Consider the following 18,770-nt stretch of genomic DNA (forward strand, 5'->3'; position numbering starts at 1 on the left):
GCGGGGGATTGCGCGCCTTGGCGCCACATGTCAGCTTGGGTGCAAATCCAACCGTGAAGGTTCCCAGATGACCACCTGTGTCTTTGTCCAGATCCGCTGCAAACCCGGAACCACCTATAAGGTGGCCGAGGAAATCGCCCTGCGCGAAATCCACTCCGAACTGTATTCGACAAGCGGCGAATACGATCTGCTGATGAAGCTTTACATCCCCGAAGGCGAGGATGTCGGCAAGTATATCAACGATCATCTGCTGACCATCACCGGGATCGAACGGTCTATGACGACCATGACGTTCAAGGCGTTCTAGGGCGCCTGACTTCTTCTGCAGTTCTGGTGTTTGGAATGGGCCGCGTTGCCCGATCCGTTGGCCTGCGCTGTGCTGCGGCTGAACGCACACAGCATCACTGACGGCCCCGAAGGGCAATATCTGTCACGTGATACCGGTGAAAATTGGAGCGGGCGAGGCGATTCGAACGCCCGACCCTAACCTTGGCAAGGTTATGCTCTACCCCTGAGCTACGCCCGCTTCCTTGGGTGAGGCGGAAATATAAACAACGGCCGCGTTCTGCAAGAGGAAAATCGACCCCGTTTGAAAATTTCTTTCCTTGCGACGGAAACCGGGGGCGCGCGCGTTTATTGTTCAGGAGATCAACAAACGACAGGGACTTTCGTCATGAAATTTCTGGAACTCTCCAAGATGGCGGCGCTGGGTGCGCTGATCTTTGTGGCGCTGATTCTGACCTGAGCGCCCGAGGTCCCGCTCAAGCCAGGCTGCGATCAGCCGGATTCGCAGGGAGGAGCGGGTTCGGGTGACGCCCATTTGACAGAATGCTGCGTTGCAGAGACACTGACGTCATTTCAGACAAGGAGTTTCAAGATGATTACCCCATTTGACGTCTGGGCCCCGATGTTCCGCGCGCCGTTTTCAGGTGATGTGACACAGGAAATCGTGCCGCGGGTATTTTCGCCCGATACCAAGGGCATCCCGGCAATCGAAGCCAAGGTGCAAACAGAAGTCGCCAGCTATGGCAAGCAGCTGGGAAAGATACTCGAGGCGCTGCATGCCCTGTCTGCGGCCACCAAAACGCCCTTGCCCGAGATCGATAAGCTGATCGTCGAGATCGAAGCGGTAAAGGCACGCAGCCGCAGCGAAATTAGGGCCGATGCCGAAGCCGCGCTGGCCCGGTTGCGTGACGTCGACGAGAACGGGTGGCGCGAGGTGATTGGTGCCTCCTGAGACGACGCGGCGCGGTATCTGACACCAGGAAACGCGCCGCGCGGACCGTATGTTCAGGTCACTCCAGTTCGACCAGCAAATCCTTGGCGTCGATCTGGCCGCCGGGCTGGACGTGCACGGCCTTGACCGTTGCGTCGCGTTCGGCGTGGATGCCGGTCTCCATCTTCATTGCCTCGATCGTCAGCAACAGATCGCCCTGTTTGACTTGTGCGCCTGCCTGTGTGGCGACCGTGGCGACGACACCGGGCATTGGCGCGCCGATGTGGTTGGGGTTGCCGACTTCGGCCTTGGGGCGCTGAAGGGTTGTGGATTTGACCAGACGGTTGGGCACGCGGATCACGCGGGGCTGGCCGTTGAGTTCAAAGAACACTTTGACCTCGCCATCCTCGGTCGTCTCACCCACCGCCTGCAGGCGGATTTCCAATGTCTTGCCGGGGTCGATTTCGGCGCTGATCTCCTCACCCGGTTCCATGCCGTAGAAAAACGTGCGTGTCGGCAGGGTCCGCACCGGGCCATAGAGGCGGTGGCGGCCCATGTAATCCAGGAACACCTTGGGATACATCAGGTACCCGTTCAGATCCTCGTCATCGACGTCCTTGCCTTCCAGCTCGGCTGTGACCTTGGCGCGGACCTCTTCCAGGTTCACCGGCGGCAGGTGTTTGCCGGCGCGTTCCAGGTTGGGTTTTTCGTCCTTGAGGACCTTTTTCATGATGCCCTCGGGGAAGCCGCCCGGAGGCTGGCCAAGATTGCCGCGCATCATGTCGACGACGCTGTCGGGAAAAGCCACATCGGTTGCCGGATCTTCGACCTGTGCGCGGGTCAGGCCCTGGCTCACCATCATCAGGGCCATGTCGCCGACCACCTTGGAACTGGGGGTCACCTTGACGATATCGCCGAACATCTTGTTCACGTCGGCATAGGTCTGGGCGACTTCGTGCCAGCGATCCTCAAGCCCGAGGCTGCGCGCCTGGGCCTTGAGGTTGGTAAACTGTCCGCCGGGCATCTCGTGCAGGTACACCTCGGAGGCAGGTGCCTGCAAGCCGGATTCAAAGGCCGCGTACTGGCCGCGCACGGCCTCCCAATAGTCTGAAATCTCGCGGATCGATTTGATGTCGAGCCCGGTGTCGCGGTCGGTATGGCGCAGGGCCTCGACCACGGACCCAAGCGTGGCCTGACTGGTGTTGCCGGAAAACGCATCCATCGCGCAATCGACCGCGTCCACCCCGGCCTCGGACGCCGCGAGGATCGAGGCGATGGCGGCCCCGGCCGTGTCATGGGTGTGGAAGTGGATCGGCAATCCGACCTCTTCCTTCAGCGCCTTGATCAGCAGCTTGGCCGCAGCGGGTTTCAGCAGGCCTGCCATGTCCTTGAGCCCAAGAATATGGGCGCCCGCGTCGCGCAGGTCCTTGCCCATGGCGACATAGTATTTCAGGTCATACTTGGCGCGGTCCGGGTCGAGGATATCGCCGGTGTAACAGATCGCGCCTTCGCAGACCTTGTTGTTTTCGATGACCGCATCCATCGCGACGCGCATGTTTTCAACCCAGTTCAGGCTGTCGAACACGCGGAACACGTCAACGCCGGTTTCGGCGGCCTGGCGGACGAATTCCTTGACCACATTGTCCGGGTAGTTGGTATATCCAACCCCGTTCGACCCGCGCAAAAGCATCTGGGTCATGAGGTTCGGCATCGCCTCTCGCAGGTCGCGCAGGCGCTGCCATGGGCATTCCTGAAGGAAACGATAGGCCACGTCGAACGTCGCGCCGCCCCAGCATTCGACACTGAAAAGTTGCGGAACATTGGCGGCATAGGCGGGTGCGGCCTTGATCATGTCGATCGAGCGCATGCGGGTGGCCAGCAGTGACTGATGCCCGTCCCGCATGGTGGTGTCGGTGATCAACAACTGGCGCTGGGCCTTCATCCAGTCGGCCACTGCTTGTGGGCCCTTTTGTTCCAGCAGGTTGCGGGCGCCCATCATCGGTTCGCCATGCGGTTTGGGCGGCTTGGCCGGTTTCAGATCGGCGGGCGGGCGCGGGCGATCCTTGGTTTCGGGGTGCCCGTTCACGGTGATGTCGGCGATATAGGTCAGAACCTTGGTGCCCCGGTCACGCCGTTTGCTGAATTGGAACAGTTCGGGCGTCTCGTCGATGAACTTGGTGGTGTATTCGTTGTTAATGAACGTCGGGTGTTTCAGCAGGTTCTCGACAAAAGCGATGTTGGTGGACACGCCGCGAATGCGGAATTCGCGCAGCGCGCGGTCCATCCGCGCCACCGCCATTTCCGGGGTGGGGGCCTTGGCCGTGATCTTGGTCAGCAGGCTGTCGTAATAGCGGGTGATGACCCCGCCCGCATAGGCGGTGCCGCCGTCCAGGCGGATGCCCATGCCCGTGGCGCTGCGATAGGCGGTGATGCGGCCATAGTCAGGGATGAAATTGTTCTGTGGATCTTCGGTGGTGATCCGGGTTTGCAGGGCGTGGCCAGTCAGAACCACCTCATCCTGGCTGGCCTTTCCCGTCGCTTCTGCGATGGTCTTTCCCTCGGCGATCAGGATCTGGGCGCGCACGATGTCGATGCCGGTGACTTCTTCGGTCACTGTGTGTTCGACCTGAACGCGCGGATTGACCTCGATAAAGAAGAACTGACCTGATTCCATGTCCATCAGGAATTCAACGGTGCCGGCGCATTCGTAATTGACGTGTTTGCAGATATTGTACCCGAGCTCGCAAATCTCGGCGCGTTGCAGATTGCTCAGATAAGGGGCAGGGGCGCGTTCAACGACCTTTTGGTTGCGCCGCTGGACCGAGCAATCGCGTTCGAACAGGTGGTACATGCCGCCGTGTTTGTCGCCCAGAATCTGGACCTCGACGTGGCGGGCGCGGGTGATCATCTTTTCCAGATACCCCTCGCCATTGCCAAAGGCGGCCTCGGCCTCGCGCCGCCCCTCCAGCACCTTTTCCTCAAGTTCATCCGGACCATAGATCGGGCGCATGCCACGCCCGCCACCGCCCCAGCTCGCCTTGAGCATGAGGGGGTAACCGACCTCTTCGGCCTCTTTTGCGATGGCCTTCATATCGTCGCCCAGAACCTCGGTCGCGGGGATGACAGGCACACCGGCCTCGATCGCGACGCGTCGGGCGCTGGCCTTGTCGCCAAGGGCGCGCATGGTGTCGGCCTTGGGCCCGATAAAGGTGATGCCATTTTGCGTGCAGGCATCCACGAAATCGGGGTTTTCGGACAGCAGACCATAACCGGGGTGGATCGCATCCGCGCCGCTTTCCTTTGCGACGCGAATCATTTCATCAATGCTGAGATATGCCGCAACGGGCCCCAGACCTTCGCCGATGCGATAGGCCTCATCCGCTTTGAACCGGTGCAGGCCCAGTTTGTCCTCTTCAGCAAAGACGGCGACCGTTTTTTTGCCCATCTCGTTTGCCGCGCGCATGATGCGGATCGCGATTTCGCCGCGGTTGGCGATGAGGATCTTGGAAAACTCGGGCATTTGGGTCGCTCCTTGTCTTGGTCGCCTCAGGTCCGGCGCGTCGGATTTGGCCGGAGCAAACGATATGCCGCAGCGCGGCGCAAGTGCAAATCTTGCAGGAGTGTTACAGGCCGCGCGGCTCGATCATCCTGTCAGCTTTACCGTGGGGGGCAATGTGGCAAAGTCGCGTGCGCCCAGTTGCCCCATGTTCGACTGCATATCCCGTTTCAGCATGTCGATCAGATGCGCGGGGCCACCGGCCCCCAGCGCGCCAAGGGCAAAATGGAACGCGCGGCCCAGCATGACGAAATCCGCCCCCAGCGCGAAGGCGCGCAGGATATCGAGCCCGCCTTCGATGCCGCTGTCGAAAATCAGCGGCAGTTTGGTGGCGCTGCGAATGTCGGGCAGAACCTCGATCGCGCCGGGGGCGCCGTCGAACTGCCGCCCGGCGTGGTTGGACACCCACAGGGCATCGGCGCCGACACCCTCCAGCGCCGCGGCATCGCTGGCGCGCATCACGCCCTTGACGATCAAATGCCCTGTCCAGTGATCGCGCAGCCATTTGGCATAGTCCCAATTGGGCGAGGTGCGCAAAAGATAACCCACGTGGGCGGTTGAGGACAGGCTGCCAGAGGTGCTGGCATATTTGTCGAGCCCGCGCATGCGCGGCATGCCATGTCGCGCCGTGCCAATGGCCCAGGCCGGGCAGCGCGCCACCTGCGCCAAAAGGCGCGGGGTCAGCCGCGGGGGAGAGGTCAGACCCGAGCGTGTCTGGCGTTCTCGGCGCGAGGGCACCGGCACATCCACCGTCAGAACGAGCGTCGAAAACCCGGCGTCGCGGGCGCGGGTCAGCATATCCTTGCGGATGTCGACATCCTTGGGCGGATACATCTGGAACCACGCGTTCTGGCCCAGATGGGGGGCCAGGTCCTCGGGGCTGGCGGCGGCGACGGTGCTGAGGCAATAGGGGATGCCCGCCTCTGCGGCGGCCTGCGCCAGCAGCGTTTCGGCCTGCGGCCAGATCAGGCCCGACATGCCGACCGGGGCAATCCCGATCGGCAGGGGAAACTCCTGGCCCAGAAACCGGGTGCTGACATCGGCCTTTTGTTCTCCATGCAGGATCGACGGCAGGAACCCGACCCGGTCCAGCGCCGCGCGATTGCGCGCCTTGGTGGTTTCATTGCCCGTCGCGCTGTCGAGGTACTCCCAGACGAATTTCGGGATGCGCCGCTGTGCGTGGGCCCTCAGATCGGCCAGGCCGGGATAGGTGCTGTGCAGGTCCATGCCCTGCATTTGCGTGCTTTGACAAAGGTTTGTCCAGCCCGTCCGGAACCGGGGGAGCAGGGATGTGCAAGATTGCGGAACATAATGCGAACGTATCTTTAATTCGCCCGCGATCCGGTTTAGGTTTGGGCGCATGAGCAGTTTTGACGATATGGACGCTTTTGAAAGCGCCTCCCTTTCCGCCCGCGCCATGGCCGCGCGGCCCACGCCGTACCTTGAGGGCCTGAACCCGGCCCAGAGGGAGGCGGTGGAATGCGTGAACGGTCCGGTTCTGATGCTGGCCGGGGCAGGGACCGGGAAAACCAAGGCTCTGACTGCGCGGATTGTGCATCTGCTGAACACCGGTGCGGCCCGCCCGAACGAGATTCTGGCGGTGACCTTTACCAACAAGGCCGCGCGCGAGATGAAGAACCGCGTCGGCGCCATGCTGGGCCAGTCGATCGAGGGCATGCCGTGGCTGGGCACGTTCCATGCGATCTGTGTGAAACTGTTGCGCAGGCATGCTGAATTAGCCGGGCTTAAGTCGAACTTCACCATTTTGGACACGGATGACCAGCTGCGTTTGCTGAAGCAACTGGTCGTGGCCGCGAGGATCGACGACAAACGCTGGCCGGCGCGGCAACTGGCCAACATCATCGATGGATGGAAGAACCGGGCGCTGACGCCCGAGAACGTGCCAACGGCGGATGCGGGGGCCTATAACCACAAGGGTGTGGAGCTTTACGCCCAGTACCAGACCCGGCTTAAGGAACTGAATGCGGTCGATTTCGGCGATCTGCTGTTGCATATGGTCACGATTTTCCAGACCCATGCGGACGTTCTGGAGCAATATCAGCGCTGGTTCCGGTTCATTCTGGTCGACGAATACCAGGATACCAACGTGGCCCAGTACCTGTGGCTGCGGCTGCTGGCCGGGGCGCACAAGAACATCTGCTGCGTGGGGGATGACGATCAGTCGATCTATGGCTGGCGCGGGGCCGAGGTGGGCAATATCCTGCGGTTCGAAAAGGATTTCCCGGGCGCGCATGTGGTCCGGCTGGAGCAGAATTACCGCTCGACCCATCACATTCTGGCCGCGGCCAGCGGGGTGATCCGGGGCAATCAGGGCCGTCTGGGCAAAGAGCTGTGGACCGAATCCAGCGAGGGTGAAAAAGTCCGCCTGATCGGTCATTGGGATGGCGAGGAAGAGGCTCGCTGGATCGGGGAAGAGATCGAATCCATGCAGCGTGGTACGCGCGGTATGCGGCAATTCGATCTGGATGAGATGGCCATTCTGGTCCGTGCCAGTCACCAGATGCGCGCGTTCGAGGACCGGTTCCTGACCATCGGTCTGCCGTACCGCGTGATCGGCGGGCCGCGGTTTTATGAACGCATGGAAATTCGCGATGCGATGGCCTATTTCCGCGTTGTCACCAGCCCCGATGATGATCTTGCGTTCGAGCGGATCGTGAACACGCCCAAACGCGGGCTGGGCGACAAGGCGCAGCAGACCATTCAGGTCACCGCGCGCAGCAATGGGGTGTCATTGGTCGAAGGCGCGCGCCTGGCGGTGCAGGGCGGGTTGATCAAGGGCAAGGGCGGGGCCGAATTGGCCAAGCTGGTCGAAGGGATCGCGCGCTGGGGCCGCATGGCGGGCGACAAGGACCTGACCCACATGGAGCTGGCCGAGATCATCCTGGATGAATCCGGCTACACGGCCATGTGGCAGAACGACAAAACCCCCGAGGCCCCGGGCCGGCTGGAGAACCTCAAGGAACTGGTCAAGGCGATGGAAGGCTTTGAAAACCTGCAAGGGTTTCTCGAACACGTCAGCCTGATCATGGACAACGAACAGGGCGATTCCGAACAGAAGGTCAGCATTATGACCCTGCATGCGGCCAAGGGGCTGGAATTCCCGGCCGTTTTCCTGCCGGGGTGGGAGGATGGTCTGTTCCCCTCCCAGCGGAGCATGGATGAATCAGGCATCAAGGGATTGGAAGAGGAACGCCGCCTTGCCTATGTGGGCATTACCCGGGCCGAGGAACTCTGCACGATTTCCTTTGCGGCCAACCGGCGCGTGTTCGGGCAATGGCAATCCTCGCTGCCGTCGCGCTTTATCGACGAACTCCCCGAAGAGCATGTCGAGGTTCTGACCCCTCCGGGCCTGTACGGGGGCGGGTTTGGCGCGGCGGGCATGTCGCCGCCACCCGGATCGTCGGGTCTGGAGACCCGCGCCGCCAGCGCAAATGTCTATAACTCCCCCGGCTGGAAACGGCTGCAGGAACGCTCTGGCCAGCGCGGCATGTCCCAGCCCAGCGAAAGCCGCAACACCGTGATCGATATGAACGCGGTCAGCAGTTTCACCATGGGCGAACGGGTGTTCCATCAGAAATTCGGCTATGGCGCGATCATCGGGGTCGAGGGCGACAAGCTTGAGATCGATTTTGAAAAGGCGGGGATCAAAAAGATCGTTTCGCGCTTTGTTTCCTCAAGCGACGACATACCGTTCTGATCCGCCCGATCCTGCGCGGCTCGTTTTTCATGTGATGAAAAGAAAAACGGCGACGCCAGGGAGGAGGAGGGCGCCGCCGTTCTCATTCAACACCCAGGCACAGGGAGGAGCGGCCCGGGTGTATCGCGTCCGGCCGTTCGACCGGGGTGTAAAAGGCGGCGACATCGGGAGGAGGATGATGTCGCCGCTGAATACAGACTTTCCAGGGAGGAGGAGAGGAAAGCCTGATCTCGAAATTCATTCAGCCCTGAGTGAGGGCCTTGTCCGCAGCCACGACGGCCACGTGTTTCAGGTTCGCGCGGCTCAGGCCGAGATCGTCGAGTTCCCGATCGCTGAGTTCCGACAGCTCGTTAAAGGTCCGTCGGATAAGGTTGCGCCGTGTGAACCAGGTCTTGATCGCTTCGAGCCAAGCAAAAGCATCAAACCCGATGCCTTTTCCAGCTGTGATATGAGTGGTGGCAAATGCCATGATCGTTACCTTGCTTAACTGTGACTGCGTTTCCGACGTCGTCTTTCTGCTATTGAAGATAGTCAAATGCTGCGATTGCACAATAGCCTTCGAAAACAATGCTGCCATGCAGCAAACGCATAGATTCACTGCATAAAATTCAGGCAGAACGCGACGTCACCTTCCATTTCGGTAGCAGAACGTTACGTCACTTTGCACATGATTGCGGCGCAACGCCCAAACAGCGTAGGAGAACGGGATGACCCTGACCCAAGAAAAAATCGAACAGACGCTTGCGCGATTCGAGTTGCCCGATGGCGGAACCCTCATCAGCCGCGATTTGATTCGTGCGCTGACGATCGAGAATGGTGCAGTGCGCTTTGTGATCGAAGCGCCGTCGCCGGAAATCGCCCGGCTGATGGAGCCGCTGCGCGCAGCTGTCGAACAGGCGGTCGCGGCGCTGAACGGTGTCGAAAAGGTGACGGTCGCCCTGACAGCCCATGGCCCGGCGGCGCAGAAGCCGGCGCCCAGTCTCAAGATCGGGGGGCATCCCAAACCGCAGGACGGCCCGACCAAGCCAAGCGGCGTGGACCGCATCATTGCAATTGCCTCGGGCAAGGGCGGGGTGGGTAAGTCGACCGTCTCATCGAACCTGGCCGTGGCGCTGGCGCGGGCCGGGCGCAAGGTGGGTCTTTTGGATGCGGATATATACGGTCCCAGCCAGCCGCGGATGATGGGGGCATCGGGGCGGCCCGCGTCGCCGGATGGAAAAACCATCATTCCGCTCAGGGCGCATGGCGTCACGCTGATGTCCATCGGGTTCATGGTCGAGGAAGCCAAGGCCGTGATCTGGCGCGGTCCCATGCTGATGGGCGCGTTGCAGCAGATGATGGGGCAGGTCGAGTGGGGCGACCTGGATGTGCTGATCGTCGATCTGCCGCCCGGAACCGGGGATGTTCAGCTGACCCTGTGCACCAAGACGCAGCTGACCGGCGCGATTGTCGTCAGCACCCCGCAGGATGTGGCGCTGCTGGATGCCCGCAAGGCGCTGGACATGTTCGGGACGCTGAAAACGCCGGTGCTGGGCATGATCGAGAATATGTCGATGTTCGTCTGCCCCCATTGCGGCGGGGAATCCCATATCTTCGGGCATGGCGGTGTCGCGCAGGAGGCGGACACCCTGGGGGTGCCCCTGCTCGGGATGTTGCCCATCGATCTTGAGACCCGGTTGGCAGGAGATGCGGGAACACCCGTTGCCGCGGGTGAGGGCGCCGTGGCCGAGGCCTATGCCCAGATCGCGGATCGTCTGATCAGGGGTGGCATGGCCTGATCGCGGCGCGCTTTCGTTACACTCTATATATAGCGTGGCCAAAATCGCGCGGCGATTGCGTGGTCAGGATATTGGTCACGGGAAAGCATGGGAGGGATATGGGAAATAGCCCGAATCCCCGTCGATAGAGCCGAATCAATTGGCTTGATCCGCCTGATTTGTCGAATTTGTAGTGAGAATACAAGAACATAGGGTGAACAAAATTCCATGTGTGCCCTGAGGTGTCAATTTTCTGGGAAATCGTGGGAAAAATTTGGGGCGCAATTGCTGACACTATATGTGGTGTTTTGTGACTGCAGGATATCTATTTGAGCCAAAAATTGCCGAAAACTCGATCAAAATCTTGATTCTCACCCCTGTGGATAACTATATTATGTGTGGTTTGCCCGTATAAACCTGTTGATTTCCATGAAATCCCATGGCATCCCTTATTCATCCGATGAGGACGAAACAACAGGGGCACCAAACGACCCCGAATAAAATCAAGCAGGTTTCATACAGGCTTCGACTTCATCAGACCAAGAGATCCGGCGCGCGAGCGAGCAGACATCCCCCCAGGTGGCGCGCGCAGCTGGACACCCCGCAAAGCGGGACGAGGGCGGCGGGTTGATCACTGGCAGCAGATCAACCTGCCGTTTTCTCATTCTGGGGAGCGAAATTTTACGCGGGGGCGCGGACAGAGGACGGGACAGTGAGCCGCAGGTTCAGAGGCGAAAGCCAGCATAAGGTCGATACGAAGGGCAGGGTGTCTATCCCGGCCTCGTTTCGTCGTGTGCTTGAGGCGGGCGATCCCAACTGGAAATCCGGCGAAAACCCCGATTTGGTCATCGTCTATGGCGATCACCGCCGCAATTACCTTGAATGCTATACCATGGACGCGATCGACGAGGTCGACGCCAAGATCGACGCGCTGCCGCGCGGGTCAATGGAGCGCAAAATGTTGCAGCGCCTGTTTCACGGGCAAAGCTTTCCCACCAACGTGGATGAGACCGGGCGGCTTGTCCTTCCGGCCAAATTGCGCGCGAAAATCGGTCTTGAGGGCGAGGCATTCTTTATCGCGGCGGGCGATACCTTCCAGATTTGGAAGCCCGAGACCTATGAATCCGAAGAACTGGCCAAGACCGAGGCCTGGCTGGACGATCTGCCCGACGATTTCGACCCGCTGGTCTATCTTGACGGCGCGCCGCAGGGCGAGGGCTGACGTCATGGCGGCGGCGCACCCCGATGATGCCGATCCCCATATCCCGGTCCTGTTGCGCCCGCTCATTGCGGCGGTCTCGCCCGTGTCGGGCGTCTGGCTGGACGGAACATTCGGGGCGGGCGGATATACGCGCGCCCTTCTTGATGCGGGGGCTGACCGTGTAATTGCCGTGGATCGTGACCCGCTGGCTTTCGAGATGGCCAAATCCTGGGCGGGGGAGTATGGCGACCGTCTGGTGATGCAGGAGGGCGTGTTTTCGAAACTGGATGAATACGCCACCGATCTGGATGGCGTCGTTCTTGATCTCGGCGTGTCCTCGATGCAGCTGGATCAGGCCGAACGTGGGTTTTCCTTCATGAAGGAGGGCCCGTTGGACATGCGGATGTCACAATCGGGCCCGTCGGCGGCCGACCTGGTCAATACCGCCTCGGAAGCCCAGCTGGCCGACATACTGTTTCACTACGGTGAGGAGCGCGCCAGTCGCCGCATCGCCCGTGCCATCCTGCGCGCCCGCGAAGAGGCGCCAATCACCACGACCTTGCGACTGGCCGGCATTGTCGAATCCTGTCTGCCGCGCGCCAAACCGGGTCAGTCACACCCGGCCACCCGCAGTTTTCAGGCGCTTCGTATCGCGGTGAACAACGAATATGGCGAATTGTTTCAGGGTCTTATGGCCGCCGAACGAGCGTTGAAGCCAGGCGGGCAACTGGCCGTCGTCACCTTTCACTCGGTCGAGGACCGGATGGTCAAACGGTTCCTGACGGCGCGGTCTGGCCGCGGCGGGCGGGCCAATCGCTATGCGCCGGAAACCGAACAGGACGCCCCCCGGTTCGAGCTCAAATCCCGCAAGGCGATCGGCCCGGATGAACAGGAACTGGCGGAAAATCCACGCTCGCGTTCGGCCAAGCTGCGCGTTGCGCGCCGGACGGATGCCCCCGCCGGAACAATCGACGCAAAAGACATCGGAATGCCGCAACTGAGAGAGGCGTATTCATGAAAAGCCTGATCTACGTTCTGACCGCATTGGCGGTGATCGGCCTGGCCTTCTGGGCTTATCGTGAAAACTATGCGACGCAGCATGTTCTGAAGGAAACCCAGAAACTGCAGCGCGAAATCGGGGCGGCGCAGGTGCGTTTGGGGGTGTTGCGGGCCGAATGGGCCTATCTCAACCGGCCCGGTCGGCTGTTGGAGCTGGCGGAAATCAATTTCGACCGGCTTGGCCTGTTGCCGCTGCGCCCGGATCAGTTCGGGCGCGTGGACGAGGTCAGCTATCCGCCCGAACCTGTCTTACCGATCACCAACCCGGTGGACGTATCAACCATGTCGCAAGAGGTGGGCCAATGATCCGCACGCCGCTGCGCCCGCTGGCGCGCATCCTGCCGGCCCGGGACAAGGGCGAAAACCCCGACGCGATTGAACGCGAAAACATCCGCCGCCGGCACGAGGAAATGCAGGACCGCTCCCGCGCCCGCGCCGAGGGGCGGCTTTTGGTGCTGGGGCTGTTCTTTTTCGGGGCGTTTTCGGTGGTCGGGGCCCGCATGGGCATGCTGGCCACATCCGAACCTGCCGAACCCCTGGCCAGCGCCACGGGAACCGCCATTGCCGCACAGCGCGCCGATATCGTGGACCGTCACGGGCGCATTCTGGCGACCAACTTTGAAACCCATTCGCTTTATGCGCAGCCGCCGTTCATGGTTGACCCGATCGCGGCGGCCAAGGGGTTGGCCAAAATCTTTCCCGATCTGGAAGAAGAGCGCCTGATCAGGGATTTCACCGGCAAACGCAAATTCGTCTGGATCAAGAAAAAGATCAGCCCCGAACAGAAACAGGCCGTGCATGATCTGGGCGATCCGGGCCTGTTGTTCGGCCCGCGCGAGATGCGCCTTTATCCCAACGGCAGCCTTGCCGCCCATGTTCTGGGCGGGGCGTCGTTTGGTAAAGAGGGCGTAAATGCCGCCGAGGTGATCGGTGTTGCGGGCGTGGAAAAACAGTTCGACGGCTATCTGCGCGACCCAGCCAACGGCGGCCAGCCGCTTCAATTGTCATTGGACCTGACGGTTCAGGCCGCGGCCGAGCGGGTGCTCTACGGCGGTATGAAGCTGATGAATGCCAAGGGCGCAACCTCGATCCTGATGGATGTGCATACGGGCGAGGTCGTCTCGGTCGTCAGCCTGCCCGATTTCGACCCCAACGATCGTCCGCGTCCGCCGACATCGGGGCATGATCCGTCGGTCAGCCCGCTGTTCAACCGTGCGGTGCAGGGGGTCTATGAGCTCGGCTCGACGTTCAAGATCTTCGCCGCCGCGCAGGCGCTTGACCTTGGGCTGGTCAGCCCTGAAACCCTGATCGACATTCGCGGACCCCTGCGGTGGGGCAAGTTCGCGATCAGGGATTTTCGAAACTACGGCAAGGAGTTGTCGGTTTCCAAGATCATCGTGAAATCGTCAAATATCGGGACCGCGCGGATTGCCCAGCAGATCGGCGTAAAGCGTCAAAAGGAGTTTCTCGGCAGCCTTGGCATGCTGGATGCGACCCCGTTTGAAATTGTCGAGGCCGCAGGCGGTCAGCCGTTGTTGCCGAAAAACTGGTCCGAACTCAGCGCCATGACGATCTCCTATGGGCACGGGCTCAGCGCGAGCCCGATGCATCTGGCGGCGGGCTATGCCGCGATTGCCAATGGCGGCCATTACGTCAGCCCCACGATCCTGAAACAGGACGGTCCACAGCATGGGCCGCGGGTTCTGTCGTCCGAGGCGGCCTCGGCCGCACGCGCCATGCTGCGCCGGGTGGTGACCGAGGGCACCGCCAGCTTTGGTGAGGTTCCCGGCTATGCGGTCGGGGGCAAGACCGGCACGGCCGACAAACCAAAGCCCCGCGGCGGGTATTACGAGGACAAGGTGATTGCCACGTTCGCCAGCATGTTCCCGGCCCATGATCCGAAATATGTGCTGATCGTCACGCTGGACGAACCCTCCGAAAACTCGGGCAAGGAACCGCGCCGCACCGCCGGTTGGACGGCCGTGCCGGTCGCCGCCGAGATGATCGGCCGGGTTGCGCCGCTGCTTGGGCTCAGACCAGATATTGAACCCCAACCGCTCACTGGTATAACGCTCACTTCAAATTAACCGGTCGGGCAGGGGGCATATGGGCACGTCGGCGGATATTCCTGCAAAACCACTCAGCCAACTGGCCCTGACGGCCCGTGGGGGCCGCGATCCGATGATCACCGGCCTTGCCGTCGACAGCCGCGAGGTGCGAGACGGTTTCCTGTTCGCGGCCCTGCCGGGCAGTCGCGTGCACGGGGGCGAATTCATTCAATACGCACTGCGCATGGGGGCGGCGGCCGTTCTGACCGATGCGCAAGGCGCCAAGATTGCCGAGACCGAATTGGCCGCTTCGGACGCCGCCCTGATCGTGACAGACGACCCGCGTCAGGCGCTGGCCTTTACCGCTGCGCTGTGGTTCGCCGCTCAGCCAAAAACCATGGTCGCCGTGACCGGCACCAACGGCAAAACCTCGATTGCCACCTTCGTTCGCCAGATCTGGATCGAACTGGGGCATGCGGCGGTCAATCTGGGTACCACCGGGGTCGAAGGCGCTTGGAGCGCACCGCTGGCCCACACCACGCCAGAACCCATCACGCTGCACCGCACGCTTGCGCAGGCCTCGGCGCAGGGCATCACCCATGCGGCGATGGAGGCCTCCAGCCACGGGTTGGAGCAACGCCGTCTGGATGGGGTGCATCTCGTGGCGGCGGGGTTCAGCAATTTCACCCAGGATCACCTGGATTACCACGACACGTTCGAGGCCTATTTCGCCGCCAAGGCCGGTTTGTTCCGCCGCGTCCTGCCGGACGAAGGCACGGCCGTCATCAACCTCGACGATCCGCGCGGCGCCGAAATGCGCGCCGTGGCCGCCGCGCGCGGCCAGCGCGTCATCACGGTCGGGCATGGCAACGGCGATCTGATGCTGTTGGCGCAACGCTTTGATGCGACCGGGCAGGACCTACGATTTTCGTGGGAGGGCAAGCCGTTCCAGACCCGGCTGAACCTGATCGGCGGGTTTCAGGCGGAAAACGTTCTGCTGGCCTGCGGGCTGGCCATCGCCGCGGGCGATAGACCCGAGGATGTGTTCGAAACCCTGCCGCATCTCACCACCGTGCGGGGCCGGATGCAGTTGGCCGCGACCCGCGAAAACGGCGCGGCGGTGTTTGTCGATTACGCCCATACGCCCGACGCGGTGGCCACTGCGCTGGCCGCGCTGCGCCCGCATGTGATGGGGCGTCTTATTGCTGTAATCGGCGCGGGTGGGGACCGGGACGCGACCAAACGTCCGTTGATGGGGCAGGCGGCGGCGGAAAATGCCGATGTCGTGCTGGTGACGGATGACAACCCGCGCAGCGAAGACCCCGCAGCCATCCGTGCGGCGGTGATGCAGGGCGCGCCTGAGGCGACCGAAGTCGGCGACCGGGCCGAGGCGATCCTGCGCGGTGTCGATGCGCTGGGACCGGGTGATGCCTTGCTGATCGCGGGCAAGGGGCATGAAACCGGGCAGATCGTCGGTGACGACATCCTGCCCTTTGATGATGTGGAACAGGCCAGCGTCGCGGTTGCGGCGCTGGACGGGGGGCTGGCATGACACTCTGGACCGCGGCCGAGGCCGCCGAGGCAACAGGCGGCACCGCACGGCGCGATTGGACCGCCACCGGCGTGTCCATCGACACCCGCAGCCTGCAGCCCGGCGACCTATTCGTCGCCCTGCAGGCCGCGCGCGACGGGCATGAGTTTGTGGCCCAAGCGCTGGAAAAAGGGGCCGCTGCCGCACTGGTCAGCCATATCCCCGAAGGCCTGGCCGAGGACGCGCCGCTGTTGATCGTGGAGGATGTGCAAACGGGGCTTGAGGCGCTGGGCCGCGCGGGGCGCGCGCGCACCGCCGCGCGCGTCGTGGCCGTGACTGGCAGCGTCGGCAAAACCTCGACCAAGGAAATGCTGGCGCAAATGCTGGGCGATCAGGGGCGCACCCATGCCAGTGTTGCCAGCTATAACAATCACTGGGGCGTGCCGCTGACACTGGCGCGCATGCCGCGCGATACGGAATATGCGGTGATCGAGATCGGCATGAACCATCCCGGTGAAATCGCCCCGCTGGCGCGTATGGCCCGCCCGCATGTGGCGATGATCACCACCGTTGCCGCCGCCCATCTTGAGGCGTTCGAGAATGTCGAGGCGATTGCCGTCGAAAAAGCCGCCATTCTCGAAGGTCTCGAACCGGGCGGGGTGGCCATTCTGAACAACGATATCGATCAGGCGGCGATCCTGGCCGCCAAGGCAGTCGACTGCAAGGTGCGCGACATTGGTTTTGGTGAGCATGGGTTTGATTTTGTTCTGAAAAAGGTCACCGTTAGTGGGGACTCCACGGTTGTTCAGGCCACGGCGCATGGTCAGCCCCTGCTGTTCAAGCTGGCCACACCAGGGCGCCACTTTGCCATGAACGGTCTGGGCGCACTGGCCGCCTGTGAGGCGCTGGGCGCCGATTTGGCACTGGCCGCGCACAGTCTGGGCCGCTGGACCCCCTATCAGGGCCGGGGCACACGCGAGGTGATCTGCCTTGATCCGGTCGATGCCGACCTGTCGCTGGACCTGATCGACGATGCCTATAACGCCAACCCCACCTCGATGGCCGCCTCTCTTGAGGTTCTGGCCTCAGCCCCCGTACGCGATGACACGGGCCGCGTGTGCCGGGGGCGGCGCATCGCCTTTTTGGGAGACATGAAGGAACTGGGGCCGGATGCCGCAAGCCTGCACCGCGCTCTGGCGGATTTGCCGGCCATGCAGGAGATCGATGTCGTCCACTGCATCGGCCCGCTGATGAAATCGCTGCACCAGTCCTTGCCCGAAGACAAACGGGGGCTGTGGACCGAAACAAGTGCCGACATGCAATCGGCTGTCCCGCGCAAGCTGGACAGTGGCGATGTGGTGCTGGCAAAGGGGTCGCTCAGCATGAAACTCGCCGTCATCGTTGACGCGATCCGCAAAATGGGCCATGGCCGACCCGAGTCCTGACCGGGCCCGAGTGACACAAGATGATGAGTAGGAACCTGTAACATGCTCTATTGGTTGACCGCGCTGTCGGACGGGGGCGATTTTTTCAACCTCTTTCGCTATATTACCTTCCGCGCGGGCGGAGCATTCCTGACGGCCCTGGTGTTCGGCTTCATCTTCGGTCGTCCGCTGATCGCGGTATTGCGCAAGACCCAAGGCAAGGGTCAGCCGATCCGCGATGACGGCCCCGAGGGACATTTCGTGAAGGCCGGAACGCCGACCATGGGCGGGTTGCTGATCGTGGGGGCGCTGACAACGGCAACCTTGCTTTGGGCGCGCTGGGACAATCCGTTCGTATGGCTGGTGATGTTCGTCACGATCAGTTTTGCGGTCATCGGGTTCGCCGATGATTACGCCAAGGTCTCAAAACAGAATTCGGCCGGTGTTCCCGGTAAACTGCGCCTTGCTCTTGGCATCCTGATCGCCGCGGTGGCGGCCTATTGGGCGGCGCAATTTCACCCGGACATGTTGAAACATCAACTGGCGCTGCCGGTTTTCAAGGACACGCTGATCAACATGGGCGTGTTCTATATCCCGTTCTCGGTCTGCGTGATCGTCGGCGCGGCCAACGCTGTGAACCTGACCGACGGTCTGGACGGGCTGGCCATCATGCCGGTGATGATCGCGGCCTCGACGCTGGGTGTCATCGCCTATGCGGTGGGGCGGGTCGACTTCACCGAATATCTGGATGTGCATTACGTGCCCGGCACCGGTGAAATCCTGATCTTCACCGCCGCCCTGTTCGGTGGCGGCCTCGGGTTCCTGTGGTACAATGCCCCGCCCGCCGCGGTGTTCATGGGCGACACGGGCAGCCTTGCACTGGGCGGTGCCCTTGGGGCCATCGCTGTCGTCACAAAACACGAACTGGTCCTGGCCATTGTCGGCGGTCTGTTCGTGGTTGAGGCGCTTAGCGTGATCATCCAGGTTCTTTATTTCAAACGCACCGGAAAACGCGTCTTCCTGATGGCTCCGATCCATCACCATTATGAAAAAAAGGGCTGGGCCGAGCCGACCATCGTCATCCGTTTCTGGATCATCTCGCTGATCCTTGCGATGATCGGTCTGGCAACGCTCAAGGTGCGCTGAGGCATTGCCTCTTGCGGGCGTCGCCCCGATCTGAGCAACATTTGAACACCATGACACAGTCCCTCTTTCATCTTGGCAATAAAACTCCGGGGGTCCGGGGGCAGCGCCCCCGGC

14 protein-coding genes and 1 tRNA gene are annotated in these 18,770 nt (G+C 61.9%); 11 read left to right on the top strand and 4 right to left on the bottom strand.

What is annotated here, in order from left to right; genetic code table 11:
- Positions 1 to 67: 67 nt before the first annotated feature.
- Positions 68 to 307: an Lrp/AsnC family transcriptional regulator gene (locus tag ACXYMO_RS11830; protein WP_458878890.1), complete on the top strand. Its 240-nt coding sequence runs from the start codon at positions 68 to 70 to the stop codon at positions 305 to 307.
- Between the two features lie 144 nt (positions 308 to 451).
- On the opposite strand, the gene ACXYMO_RS11835 is transcribed toward ACXYMO_RS11830, so the two are convergent.
- Positions 452 to 526: transfer RNA gene (locus ACXYMO_RS11835), tRNA-Gly, on the bottom strand.
- Positions 527 to 877: 351 nt separating this feature from the next.
- Between ACXYMO_RS11835 and ACXYMO_RS11840 the strand changes: the two genes are divergently transcribed.
- Positions 878 to 1,237, top strand: coding sequence for a hypothetical protein (locus tag ACXYMO_RS11840; protein WP_458878891.1), 360 nt, complete (start codon positions 878 to 880; stop codon positions 1,235 to 1,237).
- A 58-nt stretch (positions 1,238 to 1,295) separates the two neighbouring features.
- Here ACXYMO_RS11840 and ACXYMO_RS11845 read toward each other — a convergent pair whose 3' ends face one another.
- Both ACXYMO_RS11845 and ACXYMO_RS11850 read right to left on the bottom strand, forming a co-directional pair.
- Positions 1,296 to 4,736, bottom strand: a complete 3,441-nt coding sequence (locus ACXYMO_RS11845) for a pyruvate carboxylase (RefSeq protein WP_458878892.1) — start codon at positions 4,734 to 4,736, stop codon at positions 1,296 to 1,298.
- Between the two features lie 123 nt (positions 4,737 to 4,859).
- Entirely contained in the window at positions 4,860 to 6,008 is a 1,149-nt protein-coding gene (locus ACXYMO_RS11850; RefSeq protein WP_458878893.1) for an alpha-hydroxy acid oxidase, read from the bottom strand.
- 124 nt (positions 6,009 to 6,132) lie between these two features.
- Between ACXYMO_RS11850 and ACXYMO_RS11855 the strand changes: the two genes are divergently transcribed.
- A complete protein-coding gene (locus tag ACXYMO_RS11855; protein ID WP_458878894.1) occupies positions 6,133 to 8,490 on the top strand; it encodes an ATP-dependent helicase in 2,358 nt (785 codons plus the stop codon).
- Between the two features lie 241 nt (positions 8,491 to 8,731).
- Here ACXYMO_RS11855 and ACXYMO_RS11860 read toward each other — a convergent pair whose 3' ends face one another.
- Complete coding sequence (locus ACXYMO_RS11860) at positions 8,732 to 9,067, bottom strand: DUF1127 domain-containing protein (protein ID WP_458878895.1); 336 nt, start codon at positions 9,065 to 9,067, stop codon at positions 8,732 to 8,734.
- 130 nt (positions 9,068 to 9,197) lie between these two features.
- Between ACXYMO_RS11860 and ACXYMO_RS11865 the strand changes: the two genes are divergently transcribed.
- The 8 genes from ACXYMO_RS11865 (at position 9,198) to mraY (ending at position 18,656) form a co-directional block, all read left to right on the top strand.
- A complete protein-coding gene (locus ACXYMO_RS11865; protein ID WP_458878896.1) occupies positions 9,198 to 10,268 on the top strand; it encodes an Mrp/NBP35 family ATP-binding protein in 1,071 nt (356 codons plus the stop codon).
- A gap of 691 nt (positions 10,269 to 10,959) precedes the next feature.
- Complete coding sequence (mraZ, locus tag ACXYMO_RS11870; protein WP_458878897.1) at positions 10,960 to 11,469, top strand: division/cell wall cluster transcriptional repressor MraZ; 510 nt, start codon at positions 10,960 to 10,962, stop codon at positions 11,467 to 11,469.
- Positions 11,470 to 11,473: 4 nt separating this feature from the next.
- Positions 11,474 to 12,466 (top strand): 16S rRNA (cytosine(1402)-N(4))-methyltransferase RsmH, encoded by a 993-nt coding sequence (gene rsmH, locus ACXYMO_RS11875; protein WP_458878898.1) that lies wholly within the window; start codon positions 11,474 to 11,476, stop codon positions 12,464 to 12,466.
- Positions 12,463 to 12,813 (top strand): cell division protein FtsL, encoded by a 351-nt coding sequence (gene ftsL / locus ACXYMO_RS11880; protein ID WP_458878899.1) that lies wholly within the window; start codon positions 12,463 to 12,465, stop codon positions 12,811 to 12,813. Before rsmH ends, ftsL begins: the two co-directional genes overlap by 4 nt.
- Positions 12,810 to 14,594 (top strand): peptidoglycan D,D-transpeptidase FtsI family protein, encoded by a 1,785-nt coding sequence (locus ACXYMO_RS11885; protein WP_458878900.1) that lies wholly within the window; start codon positions 12,810 to 12,812, stop codon positions 14,592 to 14,594. Before ftsL ends, ACXYMO_RS11885 begins: the two co-directional genes overlap by 4 nt.
- A gap of 19 nt (positions 14,595 to 14,613) precedes the next feature.
- Positions 14,614 to 16,107, top strand: a complete 1,494-nt coding sequence (locus tag ACXYMO_RS11890; protein WP_458878901.1) for a UDP-N-acetylmuramoyl-L-alanyl-D-glutamate--2,6-diaminopimelate ligase — start codon at positions 14,614 to 14,616, stop codon at positions 16,105 to 16,107.
- Positions 16,104 to 17,531, top strand: a complete 1,428-nt coding sequence (locus tag ACXYMO_RS11895) for a UDP-N-acetylmuramoyl-tripeptide--D-alanyl-D-alanine ligase (protein WP_458878902.1) — start codon at positions 16,104 to 16,106, stop codon at positions 17,529 to 17,531. The genes ACXYMO_RS11890 and ACXYMO_RS11895 overlap by 4 nt, the downstream gene beginning before the upstream one ends.
- 42 nt (positions 17,532 to 17,573) lie before the next feature.
- A complete protein-coding gene (gene mraY / locus ACXYMO_RS11900; RefSeq protein ID WP_458878903.1) occupies positions 17,574 to 18,656 on the top strand; it encodes a phospho-N-acetylmuramoyl-pentapeptide-transferase in 1,083 nt (360 codons plus the stop codon).
- Positions 18,657 to 18,770: the final 114 nt, after the last annotated feature.

Source organism: Arenibacterium sp. CAU 1754 (genome assembly GCF_054482635.1).

What these genes read in the sequence shown, in the direction of transcription:
- ACXYMO_RS11830 (WP_458878890.1), top strand. Translation starts at nt 68, where the DNA reads ATGACCACCTGTGTCTTTGTCCAGATCCGCTGCAAACCCGGAACCACC.
- ACXYMO_RS11840 (WP_458878891.1), top strand. Translation starts at nt 878, where the DNA reads ATGATTACCCCATTTGACGTCTGGGCCCCGATGTTCCGCGCGCCGTTT.
- ACXYMO_RS11845 (WP_458878892.1), bottom strand. Translation starts at nt 4,736, where the DNA reads ATGCCCGAGTTTTCCAAGATCCTCATCGCCAACCGCGGCGAAATCGCG.
- ACXYMO_RS11850 (WP_458878893.1), bottom strand. Translation starts at nt 6,008, where the DNA reads ATGCAGGGCATGGACCTGCACAGCACCTATCCCGGCCTGGCCGATCTG.
- ACXYMO_RS11855 (WP_458878894.1), top strand. Translation starts at nt 6,133, where the DNA reads ATGAGCAGTTTTGACGATATGGACGCTTTTGAAAGCGCCTCCCTTTCC.
- ACXYMO_RS11860 (WP_458878895.1), bottom strand. Translation starts at nt 9,067, where the DNA reads ATGGCAGCATTGTTTTCGAAGGCTATTGTGCAATCGCAGCATTTGACT.
- ACXYMO_RS11865 (WP_458878896.1), top strand. Translation starts at nt 9,198, where the DNA reads ATGACCCTGACCCAAGAAAAAATCGAACAGACGCTTGCGCGATTCGAG.
- rsmH (WP_458878898.1), top strand. Translation starts at nt 11,474, where the DNA reads ATGGCGGCGGCGCACCCCGATGATGCCGATCCCCATATCCCGGTCCTG.
- ftsL (WP_458878899.1), top strand. Translation starts at nt 12,463, where the DNA reads ATGAAAAGCCTGATCTACGTTCTGACCGCATTGGCGGTGATCGGCCTG.
- ACXYMO_RS11885 (WP_458878900.1), top strand. Translation starts at nt 12,810, where the DNA reads ATGATCCGCACGCCGCTGCGCCCGCTGGCGCGCATCCTGCCGGCCCGG.
- ACXYMO_RS11890 (WP_458878901.1), top strand. Translation starts at nt 14,614, where the DNA reads ATGGGCACGTCGGCGGATATTCCTGCAAAACCACTCAGCCAACTGGCC.
- ACXYMO_RS11895 (WP_458878902.1), top strand. Translation starts at nt 16,104, where the DNA reads ATGACACTCTGGACCGCGGCCGAGGCCGCCGAGGCAACAGGCGGCACC.
- mraY (WP_458878903.1), top strand. Translation starts at nt 17,574, where the DNA reads ATGCTCTATTGGTTGACCGCGCTGTCGGACGGGGGCGATTTTTTCAAC.